A 16405-nucleotide genomic window follows, 5' to 3' on the forward strand; every position below is an offset into this window, starting at 1 on the left:
TCAACCTTCCCTTATGCTTCAGTGATCGCTACGTGTAGGATGTCGCCTTTCGCTTCAGGGTGTTTTTCCGTGAAAGTTGCTGGGCGGTGCTGTTCACGCTCTTGTACAAACACAACATTGTCATCGCGCTTGTCAGAGTTGATGAAGTGCGCGAAACGAGTCAGTTGTGATTCGTCGTTGATGGTCGCAGTCCACTCACACTCGTACTCGTCTACAAGCTTCGCTACGTCAGCTTCTAGTTGAGCGTTGATGCCAAGCTTGTCGTTAACAATCACTTCGCGTAGGTAGTCAACGCCACCTTCCATGTTTTCCATCCAAACTGATGTGCGTTGTAGTGGCGCAGCAGTACGGATGTAGAACATCATAAAGCGGTCGATGTACTTGATTAGCGTTTCTTTATCTAGGTCACTTGCAAGTAGGTCTGCGTGACGAGGTTTCATACCGCCGTTACCACATACGTACATGTTCCAACCCGCGTCAGTCGCGATAATGCCAAGGTCTTTACCTTGTGCTTCCGCACACTCACGAGTACAGCCAGAAACACCGAACTTCATCTTATGAGGAGTACGGATGCCTTTGTAACGGTTCTCGATGTAAGAACCTAGACCAACAGAATCTTGAACGCCGTAACGGCACCACGTTGAGCCCACACATGTCTTCGCCATACGAAGTGCTTTTGCGTACGCTTGACCTGTTTCGAAACCAGCCTCGATAAGCTTGCGCCAGATCTCTGGAAGATCGTCTTTTTGAGCACCAAACAGACCAATACGCTGAGCGCCGGTGACTTTGGTGTATAGGTTATACTCAGCAGCAACGTTCGCTAGCGCCCCCAGAGCTTGAGGCGTTACTTCACCACCCGCCATACGTGGGATCACAGAGTAAGTACCGTCTTTTTGGATGTTGCCTAGGAAGTTATCGTTCGTGTCGTGCAGCTTAACCAGTTGTGGCTTAAGAATGTGCAAGCCCCAGCAAGAAGCTAAGATCGAACCAGCCAATGGTTTACAAACTTCACAGCCGTAACCTTTACCGTATTTCTCTAGAAGCTCATCAAACGTTTTGATCTCTTCAATGCGGATTAAGTGGAACAACTCTTGGCGTGAGTATGCAAAGTGCTCACACACGTCGTTCTTCACTTCGATACCCGATTTAGCAAGCTCAGCATTTAGAATAGAGGTCACTAGAGGAATACAACCACCACAGCCAGTACCTGCGCCAGTCACTGCTTTGATGTCACCCAATGTGTGGTGACCATCAGCAACCGCTTGTGCGATCTTGCCTTTTGTCACGTCGAAACATGAACAGATCACTGCGCTTTCTGGTAGAGCGTCTGCACCTAGTGCTGGTTTCTCAGCGCCTGCGTGTGCAGGAAGGATCAACGCATCTGGGTGTTCTGGTAGGTCGATTTCGTTCAACATAAGTTGAAGCAGGTCGCCGTAGTCAGACGTATCGCCAACCATAACCGCGCCAAGCAGTTTCTTGTTGTCTTCAGAAACGATAAGACGTTTGTAAACTTCTTGCTCTTCGTTTTGGTAAACGTAACTCTTACAGCCTTCAGTACGACCGTTCGCATCACCGATAGAGCCTACTTTCACGCCAAGAAGTTTCAGCTTCGCAGACATGTCAGCGCCTTCGAATTTGCTTTCTGTGTTACCTAGTAGGTGATCAACAGCAACTGTCGCCATCTTGTAGCCAGGAGCAACAAGGCCGTAGAACATTTCGTTCCAAGACGCACATTCACCAATCGCGTAGATGTTCTCATCAGAAGTTTGACAATGGTCGTTGATAGCAACACCACCGCGAGGTGCCACTTCTAGCTCCATTTGGCGTGCTAGTTTGTCTTGTGGACGAATACCTGCAGAGAATACGATGAAGTCTGTTTCTAGCTCTGAACCGTCAGCAAAACGCATGACATTGCGCGCGTTTGTGCCTTCTGCCGCAATCTCAAGCGTGTTTTTGCTGGTGTGAACGTTCACGCCCATACGCTCGATCTTTTGACGAAGTTGGTTACCACCAGCAAGATCAAGTTGCTCGGCCATTAGCTTTGGTGCGAACTCAACAACGTGCGTTTCTACACCCAGTGCTTTCAATGCGCCTGCTGCTTCAAGACCTAGCAGACCACCACCGATAACAACGCCTGATTTGCTCTTCTTCGCACACGCTTCGATCGCTTTAAGATCTTCGATAGTGCGGTAAACAAAACAGTCTTTGCTTTCGTGACCTTTGATAGGTGGAACAAATGGGAATGAGCCAGTAGCAAGAATCAGCTTGTCGTATTGAACTTCGCGACCTGTGCTTGAGTAAACGATGCGGTTTTCACGATTGATGTTAATCGCGCGTTCACCGATCAGCATGTTAATACCGTGTTTCTCGTAGAAGCCTTCTTTCACTAAAGAAAGTTCATCTGCAGTATGGTGAGAAAAGTAAGAGGAAAGGTGCACACGGTCGTATGCGACACGAGGTTCTTCACAGAAAACCGTAATGTCCATATTAGACATATCAGCTTTCTCGACTAAGTCTTCAATGTAACGGTGGCCTACCATGCCGTTACCGATGACTACTAGCTTCAACTTGCTCATTGTACTTCCTAAGGGTTAGGTTCTTATCACTGAGCGCATTGTTAAATGTGAAAGAAAATTAATACATGATGTAAATCAATTACAGAATCAAACTACCCCAAAGGGGTAGGAGCAGTTTTTAACCAGCATTTAAACCTTTACTTTCGTAATTCAAACAAAATTTCTGTAACCCAACTAATATCAACCCAATATAAATGTCATATTTCTTCATAACAAAGAAAAAGCAAACGACTAAACGCTTGCTTTTTAATCAGATTCAAGTGGGTTTCATAGGTTTGTGTTAAATAATTCCGCGGGATGTCCCTACTCTACGACCTTCTTCCATTTCCCATTGAATGCCATATTTGTCTATCCAGTAGAAAAACGAGATCGGGAACCCGTCCAATTTTTCTGGGTGATAGTTATCTGAGTCATCAATCATGGTTACGCCCTCTTGCTCTTTCAAGTATCGGAACACCTCACTACAGTTTGAGACTTCGAGGGCAATATGACGTGGGCCACCTATATCGTAGGTTTTTGGTTGAGGTGGTATTTCGGTTGTCCCAACTGGCGTGTGATATTTCATCAGTTCAAGATAGACTGATGCGTAAGGATGCTTTACAAATAACACATCAACAACGACATCTTGCCCACCTAACCCTGCATCTTGGTTAAACTCGGCCATACTCACACTGCGGTAATCCATCTTTTGACTTTGAGCATCGACTGCACGCTCAAATCCAAGCACGCGCTGATAGTAATCCGCAGCTAAATCAACATCATCAACAATGACATTGATGTGAGATAAGCCAAGCACGAAAGCACCAATGTCGCGTTCTGCAAGACGCTTGAGCATTTCTGGTTCTGCATCCGGTGACACTTCGACCACATATTCGAGCTCTCGCCCCTGCTCTATCGATTCGTTACAGATCAGATATGCTTTCTCTTCGTGTTTCTCTGTATCACTCTCAGCGAGCCCTACCTTTGATTTCCAATGTCGGGAAATAAACCATTCAGGATTCACAACGTAAGCGGCAGCCACCATATCAAAAGGAATAAAGCCATCTTTCGCACCAAAGATCACCTCCCACTCAGCGCACCATGCAATGGAATGGGACTCTAAGAAATGGCTAAGACTGCTCCCGTGGCTCATTTTATGAAGCTCTTTAAAGTTAATCCAAACTTGCGCGCAAGCTTCAAATGGGACAAGTGTTACTGGGATATCGCTATCGAGCAGTACTTGAAAAGCCGCTTGATCGACTTCAAAGTTTAAATCTCGAAATGGTCTCGGTTGGCGTTTGCTGGCAACAAAGTGCTGCTCTGTACTGCGTCTACCCGCGACACACACTACCTTTACAATATTCTTAGCTTGTTCTGGGAAGTGACGAATGAGCAAAGCAATGTTGGTCAGTGCGCCAATTGCAAGAATGGTTAATGGCTCTTGTTCTAGTTGAGTGGCGAGATCGTTGACGGCTGGGGGAATATCTTTCGTAGAGTCTAAGTAAGTGGCACTCCCTTGCGACACTTCGAGGTAAGTCGGTCCAAACTTCTTAATGAAAGTGGTCGCAATACTTGTGGTCACTTCAATGTCGTCACAATTGCCGAGTGTCGAGCTTACTCCGACGATATCGACTTCTTGGCTTCTTAATAGTAAACCTAACGCGTATCCATCATCGACATCACAAAGTTTAAAGCCATCGTGATGTCCGATCGTGATATCTGTGTCGACCCAAACTCGTGTTTGTGGGCGACAGTTATGCTTATCCTCTCCGATGTTATGCATCGAGACTCCTTTCTCTTCTTTGGTCTTAAATGGCCGAACGGCCGACGAATTAAATGGAATGAAACTAAAATCTACAGGCTGATAGGCTCTGCCATAATGACAACGTTTCGGCCTTTATCTTTTGCTGTGTACAAGTTCTTATCTGCAACTTCAAAGGCTTGCTCTAACGCTTTTTCACAGGCTTCTAAATCAAGGTGTGGCGTTACTTTTGTAAGTGGAACTGCACCCACTGAAATCGTCACAACTTCAGATGGCAGGTTTTTGATATGTGGGATGGCAAGTGTTTCGACTGCTCGTCTCAAGTGCTCAACTTTGGAGTTCAAAACGTCTAAAGTGTTACCGTAGATAAGCAAAGCAAACTCCTCTCCGCCTAAGCGAAACGAAGGTTGATCTTTACCTAGCTGAGAACGAAAGACTTCAGCGACATCACACAATGCGTTGTCCCCTTCAGTGTGTCCATAGGTATCGTTAAACTTTTTGAAGTTATCGATATCGCACAACACAAAGCAGGCATAATTCATGTGGCTAAGGGTTTCATTCACGAATACCGGGGCACTGCGCTTGTATAAATAACGTGAGCCAATCCCTGTTAAGGTATCCGTATCCGTTTGCTGACGAAGTACCCTCAATTGGTTTTTGATTTTGGTAATTAAACTTGAATAGGAACGTGCGAGTTCACCAATTTCATCTGAACGTGTGATTTCTGGAATATGTGATTGGTCAATCTTTTCGATGTCTTTCTTCATTGATTGAGAAAGACGCTTAAGCGGACTCACAATCCATATTGTGACCATATAAATCAACACCATAGAAATCAGTGTCGCCGTTAACGCCTCACTAAGCAGCTCTTTTATCAAGTAACCTTTAATGTTATCCAATGCGCTCGCATCTAACACAGCCCAGATGTACCCACCATTGATATTTCTTAAAGGCAAGCAGACATGTAATACAGAAAGAGTTGAATCATAATAAAAATCTGATTGCTGCAAAGCACTTTTATTCCAAGGAAGTTCTGTCTCCCGGTTTAACGTTTGACTGGCCGAGAGTGACGCTAAATCCACATTGGTTTTGTTTATTAGGTATTGAAGTTTATTACGTTTGATCTCCTCCGTATCTGGCGTCATCGACAACATTTTCACCAGATTGGCCTTTTGGTTTTTTAAGACCTTAACTTCTTGATCACTGACATCAATTCGCCACACTTGGTTCGATTCAGACAAATAGCGCACTGCTACATTTTGAGTTTTGTAATCTGAAACACCCGATATCTCAATAAACAGAAGATCATCGATCGCTCTGAGATTTTCTTTCGTCGATGGCATCATCAGGTTGGCGTAGTTGCGACCAGCTATCGAGCCAGACAAAAACGTTACTTGAGAAGACAAATGGGTTTTCGCCATGGTCGCGGCATGCTCAATACGCATGTTCCATTCACTTTGGAAACGCGTAAATGATAAACCTAAGATAATGGAGAGAACCAACACCAGATGCGAAACAAACAGCATCTGGTTAATCGTCAACCAGCCGAAAACTCGATTACTCACAATCAACTACTGTTTGTCTTTATAAACACCTAGAACGGGCTCAGCACATGTACCATTGATACAAATGTCCTGATATGTCGTGTGGCAGCTCTGACAAAATGAGGGCTCTAAAGAAGGATGAGTATGGCTAATATCTTTGCCTTGACGATCATAACTACCATAGATGGCCATGCCGCCGATATGCTCAGTCACCCAAACGATCCCATCAACTTCTGAAATAGCCACTGCCGTTGGACCGTCAGTATATGGGCCGTGAGTTTTGTATTGTTCGATTTTCTGAGGGTTTACGCGGATCGTGAGTGGTGATCCTTGACCATTATTGATCCAGCTATACGCTCGAACGGATTCTTGAATAAACAATGAGGTGTCAGGCGGCAGAACAGTGTCTGCAGGTAGGTTTTGTGACTCTTTAACCACTGGCCAATCTTGCCACCCTTCTGGGTAACTCGCCACTGAGGCTGCGAAAGCAGTGAGTGACGCAGCACTTAACGTTAAGGCTACGAATGGCCTGCTTAAATGAGATAACACGTGTACTTCTCCCTAATACAAAATGGGCTCATCCTGAGCCAAAAACTAACAATGTCATATATTAACAATAAGTTATATATGATGTTATCAATTAGCTTTTGGTAATGCACTCAGTTTATAATTAACAACGTTCTGTTAATACAGTTGAATCGGTGTTTTGGGAACTAAAGAGAATGGCGAAAAGTGTAAAATGAGGGTTCTGTCGAAATTACTTACGAAAATAACGATCAAGTGTAACGATTTTGTGGGTTCTAAGAAGTTAGTTTTGTTGGGAATTTCCAATGGTCAGAGGTCTGAACTAAGGCTTTGGATTCAATTTACGGAGGAAAAGAAAGATAATGGAGGCGCCTCCCGGAATCGAACCGAGGTCCACGGATTTGCAATCCGCTGCATAGCCACTCTGCCAAGGCGCCATAGTGTTTCAATAAAGAAACTCTGAAATGTATCGTCTGGGTTGCCCCTTTCGATGGCCGCTACTTTACGGAATTATCAGTGAGTGTCAAAGGAAAACACCTAAGCCTGAGTCGTTCGATATAAAAAGCAGCAACTTGTCGGTTTATCATTCAACACTTAGAGCGATGGTACCCTTTAAATGTCGATGTTGAATGGAGGCGCCTCCCGGAGTCGAACCGAGGTCCACGGATTTGCAATCCGCTGCATAGCCACTCTGCCAAGGCGCCTTACCGAATTGTTGTTCTCTGAGACTCTTAAAAATCTCAATCTATGAGAGATGGTGCCCCGGCCGGAATTGATGGTCCGACACTCGGCAGGTCAACTCGACGACGGGATATTAAATCCACGCACTCAATTTGCGGATGGTGCCCCGGGCCGGACTTGAACCGGCACAACGCGAACGTCGAGGGATTTTAAATCCCTTGTGTCTACCAATTCCACCACCAGGGCAACGCAATCAATGCGATGGTAACACCACCTGCTCTAACGACCTTCGCCGTGAGAACGAGGCGTACTTTAACGGATTAAGATTCTAGGTCAACAACAAATTTTATCTTTTTTATTCATACGGTTAAAAAGCAGACTTCTAAGATCATTCCACGAACAATTCGAACAATCTTCACACGATTAATCTGGCTTTGTCTTAGGACTTCCTTCATAGAGGTTACTCATTCATGCTGGAAATTTATTTCATAATCCGCTGTCTGCGCCTCATTTTCTCTCACCGCAGTGCCTAATGCGGCCGTTGCTTTTTAATTACCTATTTCTTCGCTGTTACACTCTGTTCATTTTGTGAACACTTTCGCTATTTCCAGATAAGCACCACCATTTCAATTGCTTACACCTACCCGAAGCAACAAACAAAAATAAAGGTAAACACCTAACTGTAAACCTTCTAAACCCAAAAATATTTTAATCAATAAATACAAACACTTAAAATTGGAACGCTCTATGCTAACTACCCCGATGCAGTACTTAACTTATTTCAGTAAGAACAACGATGCGGTTGTACAAAGAGCACTCTTGGATTTGTACCCGCCGGAGGTTTTATGAAACAAACAAACAAAACGTGCTGGTACTCTATGGATTTAAACTGTACCAGTATACTGAGCTCAAAGCTGATTAGATCGTTAGCTTGGTTGCTCGTTTTAGGCGCAATATTCGCTGCTTATAGTGTACGCGGTGATGCTGGCGATCCGACAAGTGCCGGTGTCCAGCCCGTCGAATATAAAGGTAATCCAACATGTTCCGACTTCTATGGGATGCCAGATTTAAAAGAGTTCAAAATTGAACCTGTCGCTGATGGGGTTTATTCCGATGGCGAATTGGAAGTGACAATATCTGTTCAAGAAGGGGCAAAAACGTTTTCTTGGGATCAGGGCACTAGTCCAGTGATCATCCAAGGTATCTTCGTTAAAGGTGGTCCAGTTGGTAACCTTTATGAGTACTATTCCCAAGGACTTCTGCTAAGTAGCGATGCAGGGCTACATTCCCCTTTGCGTAACAGTGACGATTTCTATGGTTTAAGTCATATCTCTTTTTGTTACACCCCTGGTAAACCAGAAATCAAAATCACGAAGACTTGTACCTTCAGTGACATCGTTAACGGCGACTCTCTACAATATAACTACCTATTGAAAGTAGAAAATATTGGTCAATTGCCTCTTTACGATATCGTAGCTACAGACACAACAGCCGTAAATGAAGACCTAGATAACGGTGTTCATGTCTACAACTTAGACACGCTAGCCGTCGGTGGTCACCAAGAGTTTAGTGGTACATTCCGAGTTGCTCAAAATGGTATCACTAACTACGCAGAAGTGACTGCTGCTCTTGCTGGCGGAGGTGACATCGCGGTATCTGACAACGCTGATTGGGAATGCCCAAACCAAAACATTCCTGGTTCATTAACGTTGCAAAAAGAGTGTAACGTGGTGGTTGTGAACAGATTTGCGAACACTGGTATTAATGAGTACGGATTAGAGGTGAACTACAGTGGTAGCGTTTGTAATACCTCGAACATTACGATAGAGGATGTTGTCGTTATTGATAACAAAGATTCAGACCCTATCTTTATTGGTACTCTAACTCCAGCTCAATGTGCCGACTTTACTGGTAATTATGAGCCAATCCCAGGTGAAGCAGATGGACTTCCTCTTCCTGGTGAACAAGTGGCAGCGTTTACTGATACTGTCGATGCAGCGGGTCAAACGGTCTTTGGCGCTACCGTCGAAGCGATGACCGCATACGCCGAATGTACTCTGTGCCCTACTTGTCCAGAGCCAGTTCAATGTCCTGAGTAACAACCAAAGTTGAATTAATAACATCAACATGATCGTTAACTCATAATAAAAATGCCCGGTAGCGAGTTTACCGGGCATTTTCATCAGATTACTTGTTATTTCCTTTGTCAGGCTTTGAACCGTTGCCGTTTCCACCGCCACCACCCGACGATTCTTGTAAGGTGATATTCACCATTGCCGTCGCAGTATTGTGACCATCACTAATGGTGTAAGTGAAGCTATCTGTGTGTTTTAAGCGATTTTCCGGACTATAACGGAACGTGCCATCCGACAATAACTCCAATCGACCTTTGCTAGGATTCGAGTAAGAAACAATGGTGACTTGCACTTGTTCATCAATATTATCGTTTGAAAGTACGTCAATGGTGACGGGTTGCTTCTCAGTCAATAGCACGTTGTCATCTTCCGCAGTAAGCTCTGGGGCTGTACCGCCTTCATCAAGCACAGTGTAAAGAACCGAGGTTTCAACATTCGCTTCCGCGTCTTGACTATGGTTCACCGATACCGCAATTGAGTAATCTTCTGCAGTTGCATCGATTGATGAAGTGACAGTAAATAACACGTCACCAGATTCGCCCGGTGCCAACGTGATGTCTCCATTTGTCGCTTGCCAGCCATTAGGTACAGCTGCACTGACATTAAAAGTAGTGCTCGCACAATCAACGCCATCTTGGTTTGTGATATGTGCTTTATACTCTACTTTTGTACCAGCAAAAACCGCACTCTCAGACAATGGAGTCACTTCAAGGCTTGGGGTATTAGTCGTACACGTACTGCCCCCACCGGAGTTGTCGTCGCCAAAATGAACATTGATTTCAGCCGTCCCGTTCGCAGCACTAATCAGGCTCAAAGTAACACCCGACTCTGGGTCTGTATAACTGCCTCCGACTGGCATTGCTGGGTCAAACCAATCGTTACGACCAAATACTGCTTTGTATTCTGAATCCGTCTTGAAATGCAGAAGGTTGCTGCTTCGAGCATCTCCTTCGATGGCACTACGGATAATGATTCCATCCGTTACGTCCCCACGATAGAAAGAGTACGAACGACCATCAAGAAAGTCATCAAAACCAACAGACTGACGGTATTCGATATAGAACCAACGCATGTTTCCAGTAGCCGAATCTATTCCACGAGGCACTTTTAATGTGATTGGTTGTTCACCTTGGGACTCATAGTAAGCAATAGAGTAATTACCATCTTGCGTTGCTTTGATGGTTTTAGTGGCATATTCACCATCTAACCAACCCAATTGTTCACGCTGAAACGTATTAAAGTAACCAATATCAGGGCCACCCATTACGTCATAGGTATCGCCATACTCACGAACCTCGCATTCCCCGCCTAATGTTTGGTCCCCGCAGTCTAGCGCTCGAGAGTGATGTAGCCCAAAATTATGCCCAAGTTCATGGGTAATGTTTGTCGCAGAGAAGTTTCCGTTGATATGCGCTCTCGATGGAATACCTTCTAGTGTGGCTGAACCCGCGACACCACACGCTGTTTGTGTCATTAAATAAATGATGCGGTCGTAATCTGCCAAAGGAACGCCTGCTGCCACTGCTTTTTCGTCAGCAGCATTTTGAACAGCAGTAAAGTCGCAAACTTGGTTGGAAAGCGGCAATGTAAACCAACCCGCCACCTCACCAGATAACCACGTTTGATCAAAGGATGCTTGACGATAGAAGTCGTTTATTTCGCCGAATATAAGGCTCTCCGCTTGCTCAACACTTAAAGGTTGTTCATTGGGATTCTCTTGAAAATTGACCAGTAAAACTAGCGTCTTTTGTTCACCTTTCGTAGGTAAAACTTCACCTGCAATTGCAGAAAATGTAGAAATGGTGAATAGAACAGCAATAGAAATTGCAACTTTTCCTTTTGCTTTCATCCTTAAGTTAGAAATATAACTCAAGATATTAGTAGAGTTGAATAAATTCAATTTATGGACCTCAAATTTAGCCTTTAATCACTCAAAGCCAAAACATATTAACTAGTAAAAACATCGCCTTGCTTTTACCACAGAATAAAACAGACCCTCGCCTTCATTATTTCGACGATTAATATAGGATCGAATTAAAAAGAGACGAGATAATCTATTAAATTAAATTAAATTAAATCGGTTACTAAAAGAATAAGATTAATAAAGTGGTAATTTCCTATGTTGTTGCGTTCACTTACTTCAATGTCAAAGCGTCAGATTTATTTAAGTGCACGAAACTACTCACTAAATATAAGCGAGGTTCCATTAGTTAATTACAGCCTGTAAAGACAGAAAACAAGGGGCATTCAAAGCACACGGACTCTCAGTTCAGCCCAATCAAAAGGAGCAAACTGATACACATTGAGCCTAATAGAACTCAATAGACGCGCTTTAATTCATCAAGGTAGGGTTCTAGAACGAAGAGCCTAGAAAAACTGACTTAATCCACTGCTTTATATCCATTTATTATAATGACTGTATTTCATTGTGAGTGCGATACTAACAAACAAACAGCTTAAATTTCAACCAGCCAAGTTATCAAAATTAAGAGTTTTTAAATAAGGCTTTTCAAATCATACTGATGCTTATTAAATATTTTATATTTAATAACTTCATTATGAAATAGGAATAATAAAAACAACATTATTATGTTACTGATTTAATAATGCATTAAGACAATCCCATAAAAACATAACGTTAGCCTTTCTCACTAAACTTTATGCACTTTCGTGGGAGGTTATTAAAGCAATATTCTAAACTTAACCACATCAGAATAGGAAAACGGATCATGGGAATTTTTCGGAAACCACCTTTTGCATGGGACTTACATACGGAGTCAGATTTGAGCTTCACTTTACCTCGGTTTTTCGCTCATGAGTTCTGCCATGTACGACAGCTTGAATTGGGAGTTGCAAGAGGAAGCGACCCTGAGTTCAACCATCAATATCGAGTCACTTTACGTCGTATCCACTCCCTAAGCTTGCTCTTAAAAGACGTTTTGCCACCCTTTGAACATCGACTATTGAAACGCCATATCAGAACCCTAATGAAGCAAACGAACCAGCTTCGCGATCTTGACGTTTTTGTCTCTGACGCTCCCCACTATCTAAACAAACATCCAGAGCAAAAGGAAGCCTTAAAGTCTGTATTTGCTCACATATCCAACCTTCAAACCAAGGAGCAACAACGGGTGTCTGAGTGGTTAAAGTCTGATTGCTACCATAAGACCTGCATTCTCATCGAAAACAGCCTTCAACGCTCGCGCGTGTACGAACCCAAACACGAAGTTGGAAAGGCGATGGATTTGGCCAATCTTAAAATTACTCAGCACTTTCAAAAGGTAATTAAGGTAAGCCATGGTTTAACGACAGAAAGCAAAGATAGCAAAATTCACGCGTTAAGAATTGAATGCAAAAATCTGCGCTATTTACTAGATTACTTTTCTCCTTTGTATGATAGCGCTCAGCATAAGGCGAATATCAAACAGCTCAAACACTTACAAGATTGTCTCGGTATATTCAATGACACTTCAGGCCAAATAGCGTTTTTCCGTTTTCAAAAGTCGCAATCTTATCTTGAAAAACCTCAAAGGAAAGCTATCAAAGCCTTACTCAAGGCCGTAAAAGACCAACACTACAACTCAAAGCAAACGATCTTCCTAGACTTGGCCGCATTTAGAAAAAGAATTGAAACAGACAACGTACTCGCTCTCTACTCCTAGTAAAAATCAATTCATTTTCCTACCTAATGACAACCATTCATGTTCTTTTCATATTTCACGTCTAGAGTTTTACATTGACTAAAACTAAGTAGAAAAACGTGAAGCCATTAAAACGATACCAATACGAACGCTACGCTGTGCTCTGTAATCTCGCTTATCCTAGGGTCTTTAGGCAGACTCGCTATGGTTTTGATCCTAATGGACAGCGCATCATTAAAAACGAGTTTGGCAAAACCATGATCCGTGTTCTGTGGAGTAAAAAGCGCACAGAAGTCGTTGTTGTGATTAAGGGGTCGCACAGCATTAGCGATTGGCTTTTGAACTTTGCCATGTGGACTCGTAGCTGCAAGCGCCTTGGGCTCAACTATCGCATCCATGCCGGTTTCTACCATTTGTTATTCCAAGAAAGCCAACCATCGAGAAATGAAGATCGTCTCGGTTTGAGTGTGATTGAGAGATTAGAGGCCACCATCGTGCCGCTGATTTTACAAGGCAAACGAATCACGATTACCGGGCATTCATCGGGCGGCGCAATTGGCAGCGTGTTTGCCGACTATATCGAACGTAAGTACCCGAAAAGCATTAAACGAGTAGTCACATTTGGGCAGCCAGCAATTGGCGATTGGACATTTAGAAAACGGTATGGGTTAGGCCATAAAACCTATCGTATTTGTTGTGATATCGACATTGTCACCTTTATGCCTCCGGTACCTTTTCTCTACTGGCATGTGGGTAAAATGCTTTGGCTTTATAACGGGAGAATTTATGAGAATACGCCAACATTGATGCGTCTGGGACGCTCTTTGGTGAGTTGGCTGATCCGCCCTTTCTCCTACCACCTAATGAGTAAATACATTCGTAACAAAGACTTCTTTGATGAGCGTTAGTCAATCGCTTCACTTAGTTTGGAAAAAGAAGCAGATACAAAAAGAGCCAGTATTAAACTGGCTCTTTCTTGTTGGTTCAGAATTACAAAGACGCAATTTCTTTATCAAGTTGGTATCTGTTGTCAGTAACGATGCGCTCTAATACTTCAACACGTTGTTTTAGGTCTTCTACTTGCTTGTTAAGACCATCTCGCTCTTCTTGACTCATCTGGTTGCGTTCAGAAATCTCTAACGCTCTTACTTCCTTACGATGATTAAGAATCAGCTTAACGATACCACCACCAAATATTGCACCGAATACAATCGCAACAATCAAAACGTCAGCCATAGATTCCTTTCCTTAATCTGCCTAGTGATAATGCTTTGGTATAAAGTTACGCATATGTTTCATGAATATCAAACAAGACATTGATTAAATGCGAACAATTTTCGAAATTCGTCACATCTGCAAGTCTGAAAGTTGGATTATTTAACGCCAACCCAAACAGAAACCGAACCGCCGTTCACTGGGAACTGTGCCCATCCATTAGCATCCGTCCAAACTTCTTCAGTCCGAATACCTAGCTTGTCGACGTAACGAGTGCTCGGCGAACCTGTGTACATCCATTTTGCTCCACCAGGGCCATCGCTCATGATAACCGCCATTGAGTTAGGATGTTCCGCATTCCCCTCTCTTGTCCAGCCAATCACGTCCCAATGGTCGAGGTAAGAATGCTGTTTACCATACGCATAATCTTTACGAGCTTTCACCAATTGCTCAATGTACGGCACTTTCACCATATTGATGTCGTGCCCTTTATCACTGTATTGCGCGCCGTAGTAATCAGCATAAAAGACTGACGGATAGCCCTCTTCACGTAACAAGATAAACGCATACGCGAGAGGCTTGAACCACCAATCGACTGGAGATTCTAGCGCTTGAAGAGGCTGCGTATCGTGGTTCTCAACCAGAGTCACTGCTTTCACTGGGTTGTCCTTCATCAAGGTACCATCCATGATACGACGCATGTCGAAGTTACCACCTGAGCGTGAAGCGTTATAGAAGTTCATGTGTAACGGTGCATCAAACAATGACATACTGCCAGACGTCTTGGTGATAAAGTTGTGCAGATTGTTCACGTCGTAGTTCCAGTACTCACCGACAGTAAACAACTCTTTGCCCGTTTTCTGTCGCAAGTAATCGATCCACTCTTGCAGGTATTGATATTTGATGTGTTTGACTGCGTCCATTCGGAAGCCATCCACACCCGTCATATTTAAGTACCACTCGCCCCAGTCTTTAAGTTCTTGCTTCACTTCTGGGTGGTCCATGTCTAAATCCGCGTACATGAGGTAGTCATAGTTGCCTTTTTCAGAACTGACTTCCCAATCCCATGCTTTGCCATCGCCTTTAAATTTGAAGATCGCTTTTTCTTTACCTGCGTCGTCCCAGTCAACGCCATCAAAGTGATACCACGTCCAATGGAAATCTGAGTATTTGTCGTTACGCCCCGAGAAGCTAAATTCGACCCATGCTTCAATCCATTTGTCGCCGAGCTCAATGTTCCGGTTGTTCCAATCGACTCGCTTGGTGTCGACCCACGATTTACCATCCGCACCGCCACGGTGGTTAAACACCACATCACCATAAATTTGAATGTTGTTTGCGTGCGCCGCTTTGATAGCAGCGAGGTATTGGTCTTTAGTACCGTATTTGGTTCGCACCGATCCTTTTTGATCAAACTCCCCCAAGTCATACATATCGTAAACGCCATAACCTACGTCGTTGCTGCCACCTGCACCTTTATAGGCAGGCGGCAGCCATAACGCGGTAAAGCCGTTGTCAGATAGTGCTGGCGCGTTGTTTTCAACTTGCGTCCAGAGTGCACCGTCATTTGGCACATACCAATGGAAATACTGCATCATGGTTCCATTTTGAGCCGCCATTACCGGCGAACTGAGCAGCAAAGTTAAAGGCAAAAGTGTGGGTTTAAGGTTGAATGTTTTCATTATTTTCTCTCACGTTTTAGAACGAAGTTCGAGCTTAGAGAGCCAACATGACAGGAAGAAAAGATCCAACTAACCGTCTGTTGTACAACAAAAAGTTCGGACTACAATCGTGGAGAAATTATCACCAATCACCCTCTACAATTATTGAGATGTATAACATTTATAAAACCAATAACTAATTGAGTGCAATTATTGAATCCCGATCAAATAATCAGGGAGGAGATAATAAGTAAACAGCAAAAAGAAGGATTAACGCGCGTCGATTCCATTGCGCTAAAATGAAGAAAGCCCGTCATAATGACGAGCTTTCGAAAAGAATGGAGGCGCCTCCCGGAGTCGAACCGAGGTCCACGGATTTGCAATCCGCTGCATAGCCACTCTGCCAAGGCGCCTCAACTGGAGCGACACACGAGGTTCGAACTCGTGACCTCAACCTTGGCAAGGTTGCGCTCTACCAACTGAGCTAGTGTCGCATAATTTGAGATGGTGTCCCGAGCCGGAATTGATGGTCCGACACTCGGCCGGTCAACTCGACGGCGGGATATTAAATTCACCCACTCAATTTTCGGATGGTGCCCCGGGCCGGACTTGAACCGGCACAACGCGAACGTCGAGGGATTTTAAATCCCTTGTGTCTACCAATTCCACCACCAGGGCAACGCAAT

Annotated in this window: 10 protein-coding genes and 6 tRNA genes; 3 read left to right on the plus strand and 13 right to left on the minus strand. The window is 43.9% G+C overall.

Translation table 11 applies throughout. From position 1 onward, the window contains the following. Nucleotides 1–11: 11 nt before the first annotated feature. The 7 genes from nirB to GXP65_RS00865 all read right to left on the minus strand — a co-directional run bounded on the left by nirB (nt 12) and on the right by GXP65_RS00865 (nt 7313). Nucleotides 12–2576, minus strand: a complete 2565-nt coding sequence (nirB, locus tag GXP65_RS00835) for a nitrite reductase large subunit NirB (protein ID WP_162091742.1) — start codon at nt 2574–2576, stop codon at nt 12–14. 280 nt (nt 2577–2856) lie between these two features. Then, a complete protein-coding gene (locus tag GXP65_RS00840) occupies nt 2857–4338 on the minus strand; it encodes a nucleoside hydrolase (protein WP_162091743.1) in 1482 nt (493 codons plus the stop codon). Nucleotides 4339–4409: 71 nt separating this feature from the next. Further along, nucleotides 4410–5762 carry a diguanylate cyclase gene (locus tag GXP65_RS00845; protein WP_080992268.1) on the minus strand — a complete coding sequence of 451 codons (1353 nt, stop codon included), beginning with the start codon at nt 5760–5762 and terminating at the stop codon, nt 4410–4412. A 126-nt stretch (nt 5763–5888) separates the two neighbouring features. Next, nucleotides 5889–6410, minus strand: coding sequence for a hypothetical protein (locus GXP65_RS00850; RefSeq protein WP_162091744.1), 522 nt, complete (start codon nt 6408–6410; stop codon nt 5889–5891). A 339-nt stretch (nt 6411–6749) separates the two neighbouring features. After that, nucleotides 6750–6823 (minus strand) — tRNA-Cys (locus tag GXP65_RS00855). 193 nt (nt 6824–7016) lie between these two features. Then, nucleotides 7017–7090, minus strand: a tRNA-Cys gene (locus GXP65_RS00860). 136 nt (nt 7091–7226) lie between these two features. Beyond that, nucleotides 7227–7313, minus strand: a tRNA-Leu gene (locus GXP65_RS00865). Nucleotides 7314–7912: 599 nt separating this feature from the next. On the opposite strand from GXP65_RS00865, the gene GXP65_RS00870 reads away from it, so the two are divergent. Then, nucleotides 7913–9166: a hypothetical protein gene (locus GXP65_RS00870; RefSeq protein ID WP_162860242.1), complete on the plus strand. Its 1254-nt coding sequence runs from the start codon at nt 7913–7915 to the stop codon at nt 9164–9166. Between the two features lie 88 nt (nt 9167–9254). Here the strand turns inward: GXP65_RS00870 and GXP65_RS00875 are convergent, their stop codons facing one another. Beyond that, nucleotides 9255–11051: an Ig-like domain-containing protein gene (locus GXP65_RS00875; protein WP_162091745.1), complete on the minus strand. Its 1797-nt coding sequence runs from the start codon at nt 11049–11051 to the stop codon at nt 9255–9257. A 934-nt stretch (nt 11052–11985) separates the two neighbouring features. Here GXP65_RS00875 and GXP65_RS00880 point away from each other — a divergent pair. Next, nucleotides 11986–12864, plus strand: coding sequence for a CHAD domain-containing protein (locus tag GXP65_RS00880; protein WP_240334915.1), 879 nt, complete (start codon nt 11986–11988; stop codon nt 12862–12864). Between the two features lie 98 nt (nt 12865–12962). After that, nucleotides 12963–13751 (plus strand): lipase, encoded by a 789-nt coding sequence (locus GXP65_RS00885; protein ID WP_038891268.1) that lies wholly within the window; start codon nt 12963–12965, stop codon nt 13749–13751. An 82-nt stretch (nt 13752–13833) separates the two neighbouring features. Here GXP65_RS00885 and GXP65_RS00890 read toward each other — a convergent pair whose 3' ends face one another. The 5 genes from GXP65_RS00890 to GXP65_RS00910 form a co-directional block, all read right to left on the minus strand. Continuing rightward, on the minus strand, nt 13834–14079 hold the full coding sequence (locus tag GXP65_RS00890) for a hypothetical protein (protein ID WP_005427091.1): 246 nt from the start codon (nt 14077–14079) through the stop codon (nt 13834–13836). Nucleotides 14080–14216: 137 nt separating this feature from the next. Then, nucleotides 14217–15740: an alpha-amylase gene (gene amyS, locus GXP65_RS00895; RefSeq protein WP_162091747.1), complete on the minus strand. Its 1524-nt coding sequence runs from the start codon at nt 15738–15740 to the stop codon at nt 14217–14219. Between the two features lie 318 nt (nt 15741–16058). Next, nucleotides 16059–16132, minus strand: a tRNA-Cys gene (locus GXP65_RS00900). A 5-nt stretch (nt 16133–16137) separates the two neighbouring features. Continuing rightward, a tRNA-Gly gene (locus tag GXP65_RS00905) sits at nt 16138–16213 on the minus strand. A 97-nt stretch (nt 16214–16310) separates the two neighbouring features. Beyond that, a tRNA-Leu gene (locus GXP65_RS00910) sits at nt 16311–16397 on the minus strand. Between the last annotated feature and the right edge of the window lie 8 nt (nt 16398–16405).

Source organism: Vibrio sp. LB10LO1, assembly GCF_010092875.1.
Lineage (GTDB): Bacteria > Pseudomonadota > Gammaproteobacteria > Enterobacterales > Vibrionaceae > Vibrio > Vibrio campbellii.